16 protein-coding genes and 1 pseudogene are annotated in these 16,201 nt (G+C 67.6%); 10 read left to right on the forward strand and 7 right to left on the reverse strand.

Annotated features, from left to right (window positions below; all coding sequences use genetic code 11):
• Positions 1–280 precede the first annotated feature (280 nt).
• Positions 281–756: pseudogene (locus tag ACQP12_RS14835) on the reverse strand (IS5 family transposase); the annotation flags it as partial.
• Positions 757–783: 27 nt separating this feature from the next.
• Positions 784–1,098: a hypothetical protein gene (locus ACQP12_RS14840; RefSeq protein ID WP_433288385.1), complete on the reverse strand. Its 315-nt coding sequence runs from the start codon at positions 1,096–1,098 to the stop codon at positions 784–786.
• A gap of 691 nt (positions 1,099–1,789) precedes the next feature.
• Between ACQP12_RS14840 and ACQP12_RS14845 the strand changes: the two genes are divergently transcribed.
• On the forward strand, positions 1,790–3,013 hold the full coding sequence (locus tag ACQP12_RS14845) for a pentapeptide repeat-containing protein (protein WP_433288387.1): 1,224 nt from the start codon (positions 1,790–1,792) through the stop codon (positions 3,011–3,013).
• A 213-nt stretch (positions 3,014–3,226) separates the two neighbouring features.
• Here ACQP12_RS14845 and ACQP12_RS14850 read toward each other — a convergent pair whose 3' ends face one another.
• Together ACQP12_RS14850 and ACQP12_RS14855 are read right to left on the reverse strand one after the other, a co-directional pair.
• Positions 3,227–3,802 carry a flavoprotein gene (locus tag ACQP12_RS14850; RefSeq protein ID WP_433288389.1) on the reverse strand — a complete coding sequence of 192 codons (576 nt, stop codon included), beginning with the start codon at positions 3,800–3,802 and terminating at the stop codon, positions 3,227–3,229.
• Positions 3,799–5,145, reverse strand: a complete 1,347-nt coding sequence (locus tag ACQP12_RS14855) for a hypothetical protein (protein WP_433288391.1) — start codon at positions 5,143–5,145, stop codon at positions 3,799–3,801. Before ACQP12_RS14855 ends, ACQP12_RS14850 begins: the two co-directional genes overlap by 4 nt.
• Positions 5,146–6,152: 1,007 nt before the next feature.
• On the opposite strand from ACQP12_RS14855, the gene ACQP12_RS14860 reads away from it, so the two are divergent.
• From ACQP12_RS14860 to ACQP12_RS14895, 8 genes are all read left to right on the forward strand, one after another.
• Entirely contained in the window at positions 6,153–6,890 is a 738-nt protein-coding gene (locus ACQP12_RS14860; protein WP_433288393.1) for a hypothetical protein, read from the forward strand.
• Between the two features lie 133 nt (positions 6,891–7,023).
• Positions 7,024–7,392, forward strand: a complete 369-nt coding sequence (locus tag ACQP12_RS14865; protein ID WP_433288395.1) for a hypothetical protein — start codon at positions 7,024–7,026, stop codon at positions 7,390–7,392.
• Between the two features lie 6 nt (positions 7,393–7,398).
• On the forward strand, positions 7,399–8,076 hold the full coding sequence (locus ACQP12_RS14870) for a class I SAM-dependent methyltransferase (protein ID WP_433288397.1): 678 nt from the start codon (positions 7,399–7,401) through the stop codon (positions 8,074–8,076).
• 284 nt (positions 8,077–8,360) lie between these two features.
• Positions 8,361–8,597: a hypothetical protein gene (locus ACQP12_RS14875; RefSeq protein ID WP_433288399.1), complete on the forward strand. Its 237-nt coding sequence runs from the start codon at positions 8,361–8,363 to the stop codon at positions 8,595–8,597.
• Between the two features lie 38 nt (positions 8,598–8,635).
• Positions 8,636–9,331 carry a GOLPH3/VPS74 family protein gene (locus ACQP12_RS14880; protein ID WP_433288401.1) on the forward strand — a complete coding sequence of 232 codons (696 nt, stop codon included), beginning with the start codon at positions 8,636–8,638 and terminating at the stop codon, positions 9,329–9,331.
• Between the two features lie 61 nt (positions 9,332–9,392).
• On the forward strand, positions 9,393–10,889 hold the full coding sequence (locus ACQP12_RS14885) for an APC family permease (protein ID WP_433288403.1): 1,497 nt from the start codon (positions 9,393–9,395) through the stop codon (positions 10,887–10,889).
• A 10-nt stretch (positions 10,890–10,899) separates the two neighbouring features.
• Positions 10,900–11,556, forward strand: a complete 657-nt coding sequence (locus ACQP12_RS14890; protein WP_433288405.1) for a GNAT family N-acetyltransferase — start codon at positions 10,900–10,902, stop codon at positions 11,554–11,556.
• Positions 11,557–11,564: 8 nt separating this feature from the next.
• Positions 11,565–12,149 (forward strand): hypothetical protein, encoded by a 585-nt coding sequence (locus tag ACQP12_RS14895; RefSeq protein WP_433288407.1) that lies wholly within the window; start codon positions 11,565–11,567, stop codon positions 12,147–12,149.
• A 488-nt stretch (positions 12,150–12,637) separates the two neighbouring features.
• On the opposite strand, the gene ACQP12_RS14900 is transcribed toward ACQP12_RS14895, so the two are convergent.
• From ACQP12_RS14900 to ACQP12_RS14910, 3 genes are all read right to left on the reverse strand, one after another.
• Positions 12,638–14,254, reverse strand: a complete 1,617-nt coding sequence (locus ACQP12_RS14900) for a hypothetical protein (protein ID WP_433288409.1) — start codon at positions 14,252–14,254, stop codon at positions 12,638–12,640.
• A gap of 250 nt (positions 14,255–14,504) precedes the next feature.
• Positions 14,505–14,780: a hypothetical protein gene (locus tag ACQP12_RS14905; protein WP_433288411.1), complete on the reverse strand. Its 276-nt coding sequence runs from the start codon at positions 14,778–14,780 to the stop codon at positions 14,505–14,507.
• Positions 14,781–14,855: 75 nt separating this feature from the next.
• Positions 14,856–15,053, reverse strand: coding sequence for a hypothetical protein (locus ACQP12_RS14910; protein WP_433288412.1), 198 nt, complete (start codon positions 15,051–15,053; stop codon positions 14,856–14,858).
• Positions 15,054–15,581: 528 nt separating this feature from the next.
• On the opposite strand from ACQP12_RS14910, the gene ACQP12_RS14915 reads away from it, so the two are divergent.
• Positions 15,582–15,923, forward strand: a complete 342-nt coding sequence (locus ACQP12_RS14915; RefSeq protein ID WP_433288414.1) for a hypothetical protein — start codon at positions 15,582–15,584, stop codon at positions 15,921–15,923.
• Positions 15,924–16,201 lie beyond the last annotated feature (278 nt).

Raw genomic sequence — 16,201 nt, forward strand, 5'->3', positions numbered from 1 at the left:
AACGAGTCCGGGGAGGCCCCGCGGTTGCGGGGCTCCCAAGCCTCGCAACGACAGGTCAGCCAAGATCCGGAACACGCGCGGAATGATCGAGGGCTTGCGGGTCCGAGGGGTTCTATCTGGCCTGGTAAACCGGCCGGAGCACGCTCAAGCGCTGGCCACTTCCTCAACCATGTGCGACAGAAGCGCTGACAGGCATCCCATGAGCCTTGGGCGTCAAGCTGCTGTCGTTTGATCATGCTCTTCGCGGTGTTGCCAGGCGGTGGGCTCGTCGTAGGCGGTGCGGGTTTGAGGCTGCCGTGGAGGGCCGTCCACGACCCTCGACCGCGAGGTGAATCTTCGTACTCAGTCCGCCGCGGGGTCGGCCGATGGCTTCACCGTCTTGCGCATCAGGCGTCGCCGGACTTGCCGGGGAGCCCCCTTCTTGCGGGCGCCAGCGGCATGCTGGTGCGCCCGCACGATCGACGAGTCGACGCTGATCGTCCACTGCACCGGTGCGCCGTCGTCATGAACCTGCGCCGCGGCGAGGATTCGATCCCAGGTCCCGTCTGCGGTCCAGCGACGCAGACGCTCGTGGCAGGTCTTCCACGGGCCATACCGTTCCGGCAGGTCCCGCCACGGCGCACCCGTGCGCAGCTTCCACAAGATCATTTTGATGACCTGCCGGTGATCCCGCCACCGCCCCCGACCGCGGCCCGGCTCCGGTAGCAGCGGCGCGATCACCGCCCACGCCTCATCGGTCAGTTCACCACGACGCACCACCGGCACATCGTCAGCGATCAACCACTACAAGATCGGCAGGACGGGCGCTAAGCCGAAGTTGTCCTTCCACGCCTGCGGATCTCGGGTCTCCAGCGACATGACGACCGCGGACGCCTCGGCGGGAAGGTACCGATCGAGGGCAGCCTTGAACAGCACGGAGGCTTCCTTGTCGTACACGACGACCTGCGCCTTGAACCCGTTCGGGGCGACGTGCCGGGCCGCGTCGGCGGCGATCTTGTCGATCCGGTCGGAGGCCTTGAGTAGGTGGAGTGGACGCCGCCCGGCCTTCTGGGGTGGGCCAGTCGACGGGCGACTCATGCCGGTGGAGGTCGCCGCCACGGGAGCCCGCCGGCGGTGGTCAAGCTGCCTCAGACTGCCTTCTACGTTGGGGCTAGCGATGTTGCCGCACCCGCGGTGGAGCACGTCTACGTCCTCGCAGACAGGCTCGATGATGGCGCCCTTCGGCTGGCAACCGGCGGCAAGGGCGTTGTCTGTCGCTATTCACGGCCTCCTTTACGGTCGGGGGATCTCCGCAGCGCACGCGGAGATGCAGAAGGGAGCGCTCGGTTGGCGTACTGGGCTGGCAGGCGCCCCCGACGTAGCCACAGCGGTGTTTCGCTAAGCCGTTCCCGATTCCCGAAGCGGTCGGCGACTTCGCCACCCTGCCACGCCTACGGCACCGATGAACGCGCTCAGCCGACGGATTCGGGCGGTGCCTGTTCGGGGCGACCGGGCCCGAGCGCGTGGCGGGCCCAACCGACCCGCCACCCGCTTCGTGTCGGATGAGCCTCGCTACGGTACGGGTGCCACTGGGGTTAGGACGTCGACGCCGAGGAGCCCCCGACGATCTGCCGCACCGGCTCATGGTGCCCGGGGGTCACGTACACGATCGTCGTGGTCGGCAGCTGATCATGCGGGCCGCACAACCGATGTGGCGCGCATCCGCTGTACTCGGCATGTGCAACGACGAGTGTTGGCCACGTCCATGCTGCGCGTCCTCCAGCGGCCGGCTGTTTGGATGCCGCTAACGGTGCTGCTGCTGACCGGTCTGCTGATATTGATTCTCGGACCGGTCGCGTGGTGGGCGACCCCGGCTAAACACCTTCAGGGCAAGGACAAGGCCGACGTCCGCAACGCCACCCGGCAGACCCTGCTGGCCGCGGTGGGCGGCCTGGTCGTGCTCACCGGTGCGGCCTTTACGGCGCGCACCTTCTACCTGAGCCGCCGGGGCCAGTTCACCGACCGCTACATGAAGGCGATCGGGCAATTGGCCTCAGACAAGCTCACTGAACGGCTTGGCGGCATCTACGCGCTCGAGCACCTGATGGCCGAGTCCGACCGCGACCACAACACCGTCGTCGAGGTCCTCGCCGCGTTCGTCCGCGAACGGACCCGACCAGCGTCGGCCCCGTCGGCGACGACTGGACCGATTGGTGCGGAACACGCCATGTCTGTCCACACCGCCGGCTTACTGGTGCAGCCGACCGATGTCCAAGCCGCACTGACGGTTTTGGGTCGCCGCCCTCACCGCCCCGAATCCAACTCCGTCGACCTCGCTCGGACAGACCTGCGCGGCGCTGACCTGGCCGCGGCGAACCTGCAGCGCGCGGAACTGACCGCAGCGAACCTGCAGGGCGCGGTCCTGAGCGCGGCGAACCTGCAGGGCGCAGACCTGGTCGAGGCGAACCTGCAGAGGGCAGACCTGGTCGAGGCAAACCTACAGGGGGCAGACCTGACCGCGGCGAACCTGCAGAGGGCGGACCTGGAGCACGCGGACCTGCAGGGCGGGTACCTCGGCCAGGCACGCCTGAAGGACGCACACCTGGCTGGGGCGCACATGCAGGGCGTGCAGCTCTTTTCGGCCGACCTGCAGCGCGCGGGACTGGGCAAGGCGAACCTTCAGGATGCGAAGCTGTTCACGGCCAATCTGCAGGCAGCGCGCCTGGTCAGAGCGAATCTCGAGCGCGGGGACTTGAGATGGACGAACCTGCAGCGCGCCGACTTGACCGGGGCCAACCTAGAGCGCGCGAACCTGACCGTCGCGAACCTGCAGCGCGCGGATCTAACCGGGGCAAACCTGCGCGGGGCGAAGCTGGACCGGGCGGACCTACGCGGCGCAGAGCTGGACCAGGCGGACCTGTGTGGCGCGCGGCTGGAGGGCGCCATCGTGGACAGCACGACTCGTATGTCCGACAAACTACGAGAAGTGTGGGCGGCAGCTCAGTCCAATAACGGCGACGACGGAGAGGCTTAAGGGGCTGCTGACAGACCGAATCGGCGGCAGTGTCATGGTGCTGCTACCCCTTCCGGCCGTCGAGACGCAACTCGTACGCCCGATCAGCGATGGTCGCGAACATGCCGGAAACTGAGCCAGTCACGCTCTTGCCTGTTGGGCTTCGTGGCCGCCGCCGATCAGCCACGAAACGACCAACGCGGTTCCTGCCTCAGCGCCTACGGTGAGGCGAGTTCAGCCCTGATTGGTGCTGTTGGCGGGCGCGTCGCTTGCCATCCGGGTCGCCGCTTCTAGAGCCGCCGCCCAGGGAAACGCCCTCTGGCGGCTGCTGCCGCTGCCGGCTGGGTGAGGCTGCCATCCGTGATCGGTTCCGAGGAAGACCTGCACACGCTCGTCGCGGAGGTCCGCCACCGCGCGCTGAAACGGCGCGCGGGCTGCTAGGGCGACGTTGACGAACGGGACGACCACTGTCGGAACCTGCCGGCCGATCAGCTCGGCGACTGTCGTCAACGCGTAGTTATCGGCGATGCCGAGGGCGATCTTGTTGACGGAGTTGTAGGTAGCGGGGGCGATGATGAGCGCGTCCGCGACCGGGAGCGAACGGTGGGTCCGATCGGACGAGCGGTAGGTGGACCGGACCGGGCGGCCGGTCAGCCGCTCGATCGCTTCCGCGTCGATGAAGTCGAGGGCGCTGGGGGTGGCGGTGACAGCCGTTGTCCACGAGAGTTGCGTCGCGTTGGTGATCAGTCGAGTCACGTCTGCGGCGGGCCCGGCAGCGCATACGACGATTTGCAGGTGGCCGTTAGTCATACGTGCATCCCTGCTGCCTGGGCGAAGTCGAGGACGGCGGTACGGACGTGCCCGCGGGTGAGGACTGCCAGGTCGTTGACGATGCGCTGCACCGTCGGCCGACACCGGATCTCTTCTGGTGCCACCTGGTAGGCGTTGCGTAGTGCGTTAAGGCCGTGCTCGTAGCGACCCCACTGGGTGTAGGCGCGGGCCACGTCGACGAATAGGGATGCCTTCCGTTCGGCGAGGCTGATCTTGTCCTGAGGTACCTGGCGGGCGATGGCTATGGCGGTGCCGGCGTCGCCGAGGGTCAGCGCGATGTTGACGCGGTGCAGCAGAACGTTGGTGGCGCCGAAGCCGGTCCATCGGTCGTTGCCGTCGTAGCCGAGTTGTATGGCGGCTTGAGAGGCCTCGTCGAGCATGGCCTGTGCGTTATCACGGTTGTCGTCGCGGGCGGCGGCGATAGCGCCGCGGAGCAGCAGGGCGCCGTACACGGCGACTGCGTCGGTCGAGGCGAGTCGGGTGCCGAGTCGGAGGTTCTTGGCCGTGTCTTCAGCGAGCTGCTGTGCCTGCTTGCTGTGGCCGTTGCTCATCAGGGCGTGGGTCATGATCCGGGCGCTCGTGGCTATCGCCACCGGGTCCTGACTGGTCGCAGCGGCACGTGTGCTGCGTTCGGCGGCGACCAGGGCCATGCCTTTGTCACCGACCTTGAGCAGCATGCTGCCGACGACGTGGTAGAGGTCGCTGGCGAGGGCTTCTAGCTGCGCTCGCTGCTCGCCGTCGGTGTCCGCACGAGTCGGTTCCAGCGCGGGCAGCAGGGCCGAGAGTCTGGCTAGAACCTGCTCGTACCGGCAGGCCTGGTAGTCGGTCTTAGCTGCGCTGACGTTCTGAGCGAACTGCCGGAGCGTTAGGGCAACTCGCGTGGTGGTTCGTGAGGGTGGCGTGACCAGCGCGTTCAGTAGCGGTGCGACGGTCGGCAGGGCGATGCCGCTGATCGTCATTCCCGTTAAGAGGTCTCTGCGCCGCACGTCGCCGTCCGAGTCGATGTCGTGAATGCTGCCTTCCCCAGTATGGATCGGCGTAATGGCGACGGACGGCTTCGCGGGATCCGCAAGTGCACCGCTGGTACCTGCTCTTACCAGTGCGTCAAAGCGTTCACGGACGTCCGGGGTGGCTCGCGCCAGCACCGTATCTAGGGCAGCCTGCATATCTGCACGCAGGTAGATTTTGTCACCCTGGCTGCTCCACTTGGCCACCGTCCGCCGGGCAGCGCCGAGGTGTTCGGCGAAGCTGGTGACGCTCATCCGCAATGCCCGGCGTAGCGCGTTTGCTTCCCAGCCGGTCCAGGTCGTCACCGCGGCCATCGCACGTCCTTCCCTTGGCGACAGTTGTCGGCCGGACGATTTTAGCGGCACCCGGCGTGCTTGCCAGTGCACCGTAAGTGCACCACCAGGACATCCCCACCGCCGCGTTCACCCAGCGAAGCTGATCGTGCCGGTGCGCCACGTTGATAAGTGCGCGGCCGGCACCGATTCACCGCCTCACGCCAGGGGATTCAAGATGGACGACGGGACCACCGAACGGCAAGGGTATGGGCGAGCGCTTCTCGCGGCCCCATCGTGTGACGCCCCCTTACGCGTGCGGCTGATGCCCCGCCTGCGTACCGCCATCAGGGCTGCGTGGGTGGGTGATCGGCGGTCTGCTCCCAGCCGCCGTGATGCGGCGGCGGGCTCGCCCTTGCCCGGCGAGCCCGCCGCTCATCGTTCCTGTTGGGGTGGCGGCGTGACGATGTACGTCTCGCGTAACGCCGTGGCCGGCCAGTACCGGCATTCGAGCCTAGGTCGACGTCCTCCCATGGCCCGCTGATCCGCCGCTACTCGCCTTCTGTGGCGTCGGCTGTTCGAGCAGCAGGCCTGCTAGGGCGGTCCCGGTGACCGGACTGCAGCGCCGTCTCGCCGGCGAACCGGCCCGCGCCAGCCAAGGTCGAACATCTGCCGATACGCCCGCTCCGGCTGGGCTGCCGCCGCTGCGGGCAGCGGTGGCCCTGCGGCGCGTGTTCGGTACTGCGCGACTGCGCTCCTCGCTGCCGCGTGCTGTGGTGGCCGCGCCGCAAGCATGGCTGGGTGACCCGAAGCCCGGTCTGTCTGTGGGCCTGACCTTCCACCCTGGCCACCTCGACGACAAACGGGCGCCCACGTTGATCCGGGTGCTGACGGCGGCATGGCTGCCCGTAGCAGGTGCCGAGTCAAGGAGGTGAGAAGCGCCGGACGGACAACACCGCTCGTAGTGGCGGCCCCGCTAGCCGGCTAGCTCCGCAGGGCCGCCCGACCACCGCAAACGGTCACATCCCACTTGGAGAGGAATTGCCGCGATGACGGTAGCCACTGCCAACGCTATCAAGGCCGACCTGCCCGTGCCGTTCACCAAGACCTGGGAGCGCATCCCCGGCATCACGATCGACGGACCGACGCTGACGATCAAGCCGGAGGAGTTCTTCTTCCGCTACGAGAACCCGAGCTGGCTGCTGTGCGACTGGCAGCGGGTCCGCGACGAGCTGCTCCTGGCGGTAGAGAGCGAAGACCTAACCGTCGAGCAGCTCGTGCTCGACTTCGTCAAGGAGCACGGCCACTCCACCGCCGACCCAGCCGAGGTGCTGCGCACCGCACACGACGTCTACGCCTACATGTTCCGTGAGGAGCACTTGCAGGATCCTGGCCTGGACTTCGTGCCTGACGGGACGCTGCGGATGCTGCGCGAGTGCGGCACCCTGATGGCGCTCAACCGGGTCGAGCTGGACGGACACATCAGCAACGTCTCCCCGGCCTGGATGCTGTGCGCCGCCGCCCGAGTGGTCTACGATCTGGACAAGGCGACCGCTGAAGTGCTCGACGAGCTATATCACGGCACCTGGTTCAACGAGTCGCGGCGACGCGAGAGCATCCTCGCGCACGCGGCTCTCGGCGGCAGGCTGGTCCACGCCTGCCAGGGCGCTCCCAACATGTCCGGCGGCTGCGTCGTGCCCTTCGGCACCGACGTCGAAACGATGCGCCGCGAGCTGGCCGGCATGCGCGTGCCCTGGATCGAGCGGACCCTAGCCCCGCTGACCTGAGAAGAACCGGTGGCCGCGCGGCGCCTGAAGCCGCTTCATCCTGCCCGCGCAGGCCACCTCTATCCGAAACGGTGGCCGCGCGCGGCGTCTCCCGCGCCGTGCGCGGCCACCCAGGAACATTTGAGGAGTGGTCGTGGCGATTGCCAGGGACACCAGCGGCCGGGTCGTGACGGTCCGGGACATGCTCGACGGCATCAGCACCTCGCTCAAGTACACCAACTACCAGCTCGACACCGCCGGCGTCGGCCATGAGCCCCACCCATGGAACTGGACCGAATCCGCCGGCCACTTCCGCAGCGTGGTCACCAAAGAGGCCGAACTCGCCGAACACGTCGCCCGCACCATCGACCGCTGGGTCAAGGCCAACCCCAACGCCGACGCGGCGAACCTGGCCGCGATGCGCGCCGCCTCCAAGGACCTTAAGGCAGCTGCCCGAAGCCTTATCAACCTGGGCAAGAAGATGCGTAACGTGCAGTCCTGCCTCGACGTCACCCAGGCGTAGCGCCCCATGAATACCAGCACTTCGACGGCGATCAACCGGCACGCGTGGGACCGCCAAGCCCTCCTCGCGCTGCCCGACGACCGACCGATGACTCCCGGCCGAGTCGAGTGGACGCAGTATCCGGGCCACGGCCCAGGGATCGAGTTGTTTGGCGAGGTGAGCGGGCTGACCGTGGCCGAACTCGGCTGCGGCAACGGTGACAACCTGGCCCCGCTGGCACTACGCGGCGCTGACTGCATCGGGGTGGATGTCGCGCCGCTGCAGATCACCCGGGCGCGCACCCGCTGGGGACACATGCCGATCCGCTTCCACAGCGCCGACGCGCGAATCTTCCTCGCCCGCACGCACCCACTGGATATCTGCTTCTCGATCTTCGGGGCGGTCGGATTGTGCCCGCCTGACCAGCTCCTGCCGCTGATCTCACGACACCTGCGTCCCGGCGGCCGGCTGCTGTTCTCCGTGCCGCACCCGCGCTGGCTCGGCCCACGTCAGACCACCATGCGGCTGACGGACGGGAGCCGGGTACCCGTCGCCCGCTGGACGTCAGGGCCGCAGGGCTGGAAAGCCGCTGTCACCGCATCCGGGCTGAGATGCCTAGCCGTAGAAGCCATCGACAGCCCGACCGGTGAGGTCTGCTGCCTGCTCGTAAGCGCGCAGAGGGCCGGCGGAGGTTCCAATGCCTGAATCTGCTGACCACGCGACACCACAGACGCTGCCCAACCGGCGCAGGGCGCCGCGTTCCGGCTTGACGGCAATCAGCGACCCCTCGGCCTCGACGTCACGCCCGGCAACCCCGTCGACGTGGTCGCGCACCGGATGCGAACCGACATCGCCAAGCCCAGCGACTGGTGGTAACGGGGGCTCCGGCAACGCCCCGAGCGCGAGTACATCGCCATGGATCCAGCACCCGCCCTGCATCGAGATACATGGCAGCGCCTCTCCGCCCTACACCGTACTGCGAGGCCGCGATGAGCCCGATCGACGACAGCTACCACCCCGCCGATGCCTTCGACTCGGCCCGCCGGACAGCTGTCCATCACGCTGACGGCGACACCTGTTTCAACTGCACCGACAGCAAGACGTGCGCCCAATACGCATGGGCCCTTGACGAACTGGCCCGGCACCCCGGAGGGCTGGACGTCCTCAAGAAGCTCAAGGTCCCCGTTCCCCTAGAAGCCCCGAGCGAGGAAGGCCAGCAGCGGTGATCCCAACACGTCCTGGCGCAGAAGATCACCGACCGGCAGTGCACCTGCACCTGGAGCCCACACCCGCGAGACACCGGCAGGCGCGGGGGAGTGGCCCGGACCGGCCCGCGCTGCTGGCTGACGAGTTCTTCCTGATCGCCCACGACGACCAGACCGGCCGGCCGCGTCTGCATCAGAGCGCGATCACTCACGGGCTGGCGGCGGCGCTGCTCGGCGAGCTGGCCGCCGCCGGTCGGATCTCCTTCGACCGGGGGCACATCTACGTGCTCGACCATCGGCCGCCCGCCGACGCGCTGCAACACCTCATCCTGGACCGGCTCGTCGGCGAACCTCAGCACACCGTCATCCGCACGTGGCTGTCGTACCTCGCCGCGACTGCCCACGAGGAGGTCGCGCGACGTTTGTGGCAGGCCGGCAAGGTCGAACCGCAGCAGCAGCGGAAGTTCCTCCGCACGGTCACGGTGCACGTTCCTACGGACATGAACGTCGCCGCCTGGTCGTGGGCCCGCCTGTCAACGAAGCTGCGCCAGTACGAGGAACTGGACGCGTTCGACCTCGCCCTGGCCGGCATCTGCGTGTCCTGCCGCCTGGACCAGTTCATCCTCGACGGCGCACCTTACGCGGTCGGCGCGCACCTGCGGCGCCTGCTGGCAGCCGCCCCGCAGCCGATGCGGGAACTCCTCGCCGACCTGGACACGGCGATCGGTCACACCGTTCTGAGCCACCGCACCTGAGCGCAGCTGCGGCGCACCACCCCACCGTTCACCCTTCAACCCTGAAAGGGGCGGCTTCTTCATGCCCAGACATCACCCTGACACCGTGTCCGCGGTGCTGGCACGCGGCCGGCTCGGCATCCCCGCCGTGGTGTTCTTCGTCGTGGCGGCCGCCGCGCCGCTGACAGCCGTCGCCGGCGGCGCGACCACCGGCTACGCCGTCACCGGCGTACTCGGCATCCCCCTGGCGTATCTGGTGGTCGCCGCGGTGCTCGCTCTGTTCGCCGTCGGCTACGTGGCCATGTCCCGCCGGATCGTCAACGCCGGCGCGTTCTACACCTACGTCACCCGAGGCCTCGGCAGACCGGCCGGCGTCGCCGCCGCCATGGTTGCCCTGCTCGCCTACAACAGCATGCAGATCGGCCTGTACGGCGTCTTCGGCGCGGTCCTGTCCGGGTTCCTCAACGACCGGTTCGGGATGGACACCACCTGGTGGCTGTGCGCTGTCATCGCCTGCGCGGTGATCGCCGTGCTCGGCCTGCTGCGCATCGACCTCAACGGCAAGGTCCTCGCCGTCCTACTGGTCGCCGAGTGCGTCATCGCGCTGGTCTATGACGCGGTGATGGTCGCCCGACCCGTCAACGATCTCGGCGTCAGCTTCGACACCCTCGCCCCGGGCAACCTGATCGGGCCTGGCCTCGGCGCCGCCCTCGTCACGGGCATCGCCGGGTTCGTCGGCTTCGAAGGAACCACGGTGTTCGCCGAGGAGACCAAGGACCCCAAACGGACGGTGCCCCGCGCCACCTACATCGCCGTGGCGGTCACCGGCCTGCTCTACGGGCTGTCGGCGTGGGCGATGTCGGTCGCCACCGGCCCCGACCAGATCGTCGCAGCCGCCCAGACCGAGGGCACCGACCTCATCTTCAACCTCGTGTCCCCGCACCTCACCTCATCGCTGGTGACCCTCGGCCGGTGGCTGTTCATCACCAGCCTGTTCGCCGCCCTGCTGTCCTTCCACCACACGGTCGCCCGGTACGCGTTCGCGCTCGGCCGCGAACGGGTGCTCCCGAGCGTGCTCGGCCGGACCAGCCGGCGCACGGGCGCGCCGAAGGCCGGCTCGATCCTCCAGACCGCCCTCGCCGTGGCCGTGTTCACCGGGTACGTGCTGGCCGACGCCGACCCGATCGTGCACCTGTTCTTCTGGCTCACCTCCCTCGGCGCGCTCGGCGTGCTCATCTTGATGACGGCCACCTCGGTCGCCGTGGTCAGCTACTTCACCCGGAACGCCCATCGCGACGGCGTGTGGCGCACCACGGTCGCGCCGTCCCTGTCCGCCCTGGCCCTCGGCGCGATCCTCGTCGTCACCGTCGAACAGTTCGACGCCCTCCTCGGGGTCGACCGGACCTCCCCGCTGCGATGGATGTTCCCCGCCAGCTACGCGATCGCCGCGGCGACCGGGCTGGCATGGGCGTTCATGCTGCGCGCCGCCCGGCCCGACGTCTACCAAACGATCGGCCTCGGCGCCGACAGCGCGACAGCACCCCTCCGCGCCCCCGATCCCGTCCGCCAGCCCGCCTAAGGAGCCTCCAATGGTCACGACCCGCACCGACCTCACCGTCCGGCAGGCCACGGCCGACGACGTACCGGCGCTGCTGCCCGTGCTCGCGGAGGCGTTCTCCACCGGAACGGTCGCCGAGTGGGCAGTCCCGGAGCCCGCCCACCGCCTAGAGGTGTTCACCGGCTACTTCCGGTACATGCTCGCCCTCAGTCTGCGCCACGGCAGAGTCGACACCACCGACGACCTGTCCGGAGCGGCGATCTGGTACCGGCGCGACGAGACACCTCCACCGCACCCCGACCACCTATACGGGCTGGAGGAAGTCACCGGCCCGTACGCGCCGAAGTTCCTGCTGCTCGACGCAATGTTCGAAGCCCGCCACCCGCGCCTACCGCACGCCTACCTCGCCTACATCGCCGTCGACCCGGCCCTCCAGAGCCGGGGCGTCGGGTCGGCGCTGCTCGCCCACGCGCACCAGGCACTGGACGCCGAGAACCTGCCCGCGTACCTGGAGGCCAGCAACCCCCGCAACCGCGACCTGTACGCCCGCCACGGCTACGAAGCCGGGCCGCCGATGCAGCCGACATCGGCCGGGCCACCCTTCTGGCCGATGTGGCGCGGCCAAGTCAACGGCGGCGTGCGCTCGTCGTTCCCGCCGCCTGATCCGTACTACCGGCGGTCACGGTGAACGCCGCCATGACCGCATCTGTACGCCGGGCGCGCCCGGCCGACGTTCCCGCCGTCACCGCGCTGCTGGTCGACGCGCTATCCCGGGACCCGGTCGCCGAGTGGCTGGTACCGGACGCCGACAACCGGGCCGACGTCCTGCACCGGCTCCTCGCCGTCGACGTCGATCACGCCATCGAGACCGGCTACGTCGACGTGGCGGGGGACTGGTCCGCGGTCGCAGTGTGGCGGCGCCACGACCTGGACGCACAACAATGGGCGCTCGGCGACTACCACCTGACCACGTTCGCGGGCCGGGCGGCTTCCCGCTTCGGTGAGCTGAACGCCGCCATACGCAGCTATCGGTCCGCCGCGCCGCACCACTGGCTGTCCTGGCTGGCCGTGCAACCCGGCTACGGCTGGCCGGTCGCCGACGAACTGCTGCACCAGCACCACCAGGTGGTCGACCGGACCGGCCGCCCGGTGTACGCCGTCGTCACCACCGAGGGTGCCCGAGACCTGCTCTGCCAGCATGGCTACCGGCCGGATCTTCCGCTGCACCTGCCCAGCGGCCCGAGGCTCTGGCCACTGCGCCGCATCGGCCGCCCGATCTGAAGCAGCAGCTCCGGCTGAACGTTCCTCCGGTGAAACCCGGCTCGCCCTGCGTCCAACGGCCGGGACACCACGAGGGCCCGGAAGGTGGGACCGCGCAGTCCGCAGGGGTGCGGACCAGCCACCCGAGATCACCCTTCCGGGCCCTTCGGCGCTTGTGCGCCTCCGTCACGCGGTCCTCGTGGAACGGGCCGGCGACGAGGTGTAAGGCTCGGCCCCGGCCTGCTGGCGACCTCGGGCCGGTGTCGGCCGGGCCAGCCGGCCACGTTGAGGGACGACCAATACCTCGAAGGACCTCGGGGCTTCGCCCCGAAACCCGGCCCCCTCACAGATACCGCCCCGGCTCACCTCGTCGGGCACCACAATGGCTACCAGCATCCCCGGACGGGGCCAAGGTCGCACGTCCGGTAGGGCACTCCACCTTCTCCCCGTCCGGGGAGGCTGGACGGCCTGTCGACTGCCCGAAGAGGAGATCCGCCATCAGGATCTGGTTATGACGGGAAACCAAGAAGAACCAGTTTGTAGCGGGCTGTTGCATCTCGGGCATTTAGCAGTCCGGGCATGGCGTACGCCGCTCGCATGGCTCCAAGGGCTACCCTCAGAGCCAAGTCTCTGTGCGCGTAAGCGGTCCTCAGGTCGGGTTCGCTGCTTCCATGAACTAGCCGACTGCGGATGTCATAGAGCCTCTTCAGTTGCGCGAACATGTCCTTGCGCTTGTCATGGTCTGCGGGTTCTAGCAATGTGGCCAACGATGCGCAAACCTTGAAGGCTGTTTCCTGAGCCTCGCCGAAGAGGTTTTCCCAGCACATGACGGCATCGATGAAGCCGTCCATGGGGTCGATGCGGAGCGTCGCCGCGGAGATCAATCGCCGCATGCCTATGTCGAGTGACGCTGGGTGGTTCTCCGATACCCGCCGAGCCCACAATCGGATCCCTGCTGCTAATTCGTGAGTGATTGCAACTGGCGGGAAAGGGGCCATTCCCCCATGCGCTATGGCGGATGATGTCGATTGGTCCAGGGGGGTGATTTGTGTTGTAACTTCGTCAATTGGGGCCAGGATCGACTCGTCTTCTGACGCAAGCATGATCGAATAACGAATCCGGTCAATCAGGCTTTTTACCTTTTTCTGTACGGCTTCTGCCGCTGGTCGCCGTTTCTCCCAGTCAGCCTCCCGCTCCTCGGGCGTGGCTTCCTGGTCGGGATTCCACTTGTCAATCGATAAGATCCGCTGGCTTGCCTTGCCTATAAGTAGGGCGCCTGACTCCCTGCCGCTCATGCCGCTGCCGAGATAGCTTCTTGCAGTGGGTGTCATCGGCCGCAGCTCTCCGAATGGAGTGTCAATACTTCCGATGTCTTCGGACAACTCGATATTCGAAAGGCCTACAAGTAGCGGAAGGTCTACTCGTTCCTGTCGAGCGAGCGCTCTCGAAACGGACAAGGTATCTTTTGCATAGCGCATGCATGCTTCGAGAGAAATCTCTCCGTTAATGCCGGCGAGTAATAGCGTGTATCTCACCATCGTCTCCGGCATCAGCGCGAGCTGAAAGCTAAAGCCGCTTCCTGATTCCCACGTTAACATCGAATTGCCGGCTGCGTAAGGCGAACCGTCGGCGGCTGGGCTGTCAGGAAAGAGTTTGCCGAGCCCGTCGTCGCGCCGGATGGCCTGCACTAGCTGCTTGCCAGCGTCCAGATGCAGAATCACTGACGATAGATTCAGGTATCGAAAGTGCCTAAACTTCTCGTCGGGCTCCGGCAAAAGGAGCGCCGGGTAAGAATTGCGGACGCATTCGAGTAAGAGAGCTTCTACCGCATCCGCTGAATCGGTCGATGGAAACGTCCCGCCGCACCACTCTCGCAGAGTAGTGGCGACACCGGTTTTCCCTAATTGGGGGAGCGGTCCAAGGATCATCGCCCGCCTATAGTCGCGCTCGAAGCCCTCCGGGGTGGCTAGGACTGACTGGGCGAATTGGGCGAGGAGGTCTAGGGCGGCCGATTGAGGCTGTGTGAGGTCCGAGTCATCCAAACCAGACGGGTCGGTGTTCAACACGTAGCCGACGAAGGGGTCCGCGAAGGCCTGCCGTGCGGCTTCTAGACGCGCATCAGTCACTCAGGGAAGCTACATCGATGCCGCTAGCCACCGAAACCCTCCTTCTTCACCTCTTCGCCGTGCCCGGTGCGTGCCCGTTGCTCTGAGGACCAAGAGTCAGCGACCGTCAGCTCCTGGACGTGACCGCTTGCGTAGCAGCGCGGGAAAGGCAGGTCACCACCGCGCGACGATCGACCCTTCTACAGTTCCTAAAACCGGTCTCGCAGGTTCGAACCCCGTCTGGGGCGCCCGGTCGGACCCATAATCGTCACTATGTGACCCGCCGCGCCACGCCAGCGCCAGTACCCGGCGGGGGAGTGCCGCGGTCCTGCTCGCGCCACTGGCCGGCGGTGTCGGCGCGCAGCAGGCGATCAACCATCTCCAGGGCCTGTGGCTCCGAGTCGAACTCCCAGCGCAGCACCTTTCCGGACTCCGTGTCCCCGGCCCGGGCCATCACCGTCCAGCGCGTCTGGCGGACCAGCCACACATCGCGCCGGGTCAGGCGCCCCCAGCCACCGTTCCACCAGCGCCGTACCACTTCCTGCACCCTGTGATCGTACATACGTTCGATGCGGTGGGCGGCTCGGATGGCGAGCGTGTCTCGCGCGCCGGGAGCGAAGGATTACTCGCAGCGGTCCTCCACGCCCCGGCCGTAGTGCTCGCAGCAGTCCGGGCGGTGCCGATACACCCGAAGATCACGCCCGCCCCGGCGGGCGAGCTCCGGCGTGATCTCGTACAGGCAGGCCTGCCACACGACGGTCTCCCCGCCGCCGGACACCACGTGGCCGTCGCCCGGCCCGCCGCGCAGCAGCACCACCATCCCTCCGACCGTAGGTGATGGGCGAGGGGGCCGGGCCCGAGCTCGACCGATCACCCTCGCCCCCTCTGACGGCTCAAGAAACAGAGGGTCCCCGCAGCGTGAGCCTTCACGCTGCGGGGCCCGGATGTCGGCGGCCTGCTGCCGGGGCTGCTCCGCCTGCACGGGGCCGTGGCCAGCATCCTCAGGGGTGACCTCGCCGACGTGTTGAGGTTCGCCGGCGCCGCCACAGTTCGCCAGCGGACGGCTTGACGTTGTGGAGTCCCCGAGGTTGCCTTCGGGTGAGCTGCGACTGGAAAGCAAGGGCGGGCTTCCGAGGCGAGGAGGCATATGGCCGGATGTCAGTGACGTGGTCAACGGGCGGCAAGCTCAACCACAGGCTTACCGCCTCTTCCGTCGCCACCGCCGGCTACGACGACGATAGCGGCCACGTGGCGGCGCCGTCCGCAGGGGTGGGTGGCGGCCGTTCAATAGCCTTGGATCTATGCAGGGGAGTGACGGGGCCCCGGCGAGGATCTAGGGGAGGGACGTATGGAACCGTGGACCTTGGCGCAGGTAGATCAATGGCTTAACTGGGTGCACGACCGTCATGACGAGTTCGACTACCGCTACATCTACTTCGCCTACTTGGCCGCTCGAGCTCCTGATCCGCGTGACGACGAGATCACCCTGACCGTTGAGCCCGACGGTAGTGTCGTGTTGCAAGCGGGCAACGACGACCGTGGACTGCGGCTGGCGAACGACGACGAGCGGACCGAGTTCGTCGATCACCTGCAGCGGCGATACTGCAGAGACCGGTACCCGAGCATGCGGGAGTGGGAGGAAGCCCAGCACGCGGACTTCCTCGAAGAAGCCCAGTGGCGGTTCAGATGATAATGGACACTCCCCGGCACCGACGCCCGCACCAGCGAGGGTAGGCGGTTGGCGGGTCGCCGCAGTTCCCTGGACGTGACAGCCATGCATTCAGCATGGCCCAGACCAAGTGGTCAGCGACCCGGTCGCGGGCTTGCCCAGCGGCGGGCCTCGGCGCCGCCCTCGGCGAGACCACTGACGATGCCCGCGATGGGTGAGATCATCCCGTTATCGGCCCGGCGGTCAGACGCCGCCGGGCTGCTCCACAACCAGCGCCGCCGTCGACGCCTGCACCAGCG

The sequence above is a fragment of the Micromonospora sp. CA-244673 genome (genome assembly GCF_050948395.1).
Taxonomy (GTDB): domain Bacteria; phylum Actinomycetota; class Actinomycetes; order Mycobacteriales; family Micromonosporaceae; genus Micromonospora.

Excerpts from the sequence above, each read along its gene's own strand:
- ACQP12_RS14850 (WP_433288389.1), bottom strand. The coding sequence starts at position 3,802 with ATGACTAACGGCCACCTGCAAATCGTCGTATGCGCTGCCGGGCCCGCC.
- ACQP12_RS14855 (WP_433288391.1), bottom strand. The coding sequence starts at position 5,145 with ATGGCCGCGGTGACGACCTGGACCGGCTGGGAAGCAAACGCGCTACGC.
- ACQP12_RS14860 (WP_433288393.1), top strand. The coding sequence starts at position 6,153 with ATGACGGTAGCCACTGCCAACGCTATCAAGGCCGACCTGCCCGTGCCG.
- ACQP12_RS14870 (WP_433288397.1), top strand. The coding sequence starts at position 7,399 with ATGAATACCAGCACTTCGACGGCGATCAACCGGCACGCGTGGGACCGC.
- ACQP12_RS14875 (WP_433288399.1), top strand. The coding sequence starts at position 8,361 with ATGAGCCCGATCGACGACAGCTACCACCCCGCCGATGCCTTCGACTCG.
- ACQP12_RS14885 (WP_433288403.1), top strand. The coding sequence starts at position 9,393 with ATGCCCAGACATCACCCTGACACCGTGTCCGCGGTGCTGGCACGCGGC.
- ACQP12_RS14890 (WP_433288405.1), top strand. The coding sequence starts at position 10,900 with ATGGTCACGACCCGCACCGACCTCACCGTCCGGCAGGCCACGGCCGAC.
- ACQP12_RS14895 (WP_433288407.1), top strand. The coding sequence starts at position 11,565 with ATGACCGCATCTGTACGCCGGGCGCGCCCGGCCGACGTTCCCGCCGTC.
- ACQP12_RS14910 (WP_433288412.1), bottom strand. The coding sequence starts at position 15,053 with ATGGTGGTGCTGCTGCGCGGCGGGCCGGGCGACGGCCACGTGGTGTCC.
- ACQP12_RS14915 (WP_433288414.1), top strand. The coding sequence starts at position 15,582 with ATGGAACCGTGGACCTTGGCGCAGGTAGATCAATGGCTTAACTGGGTG.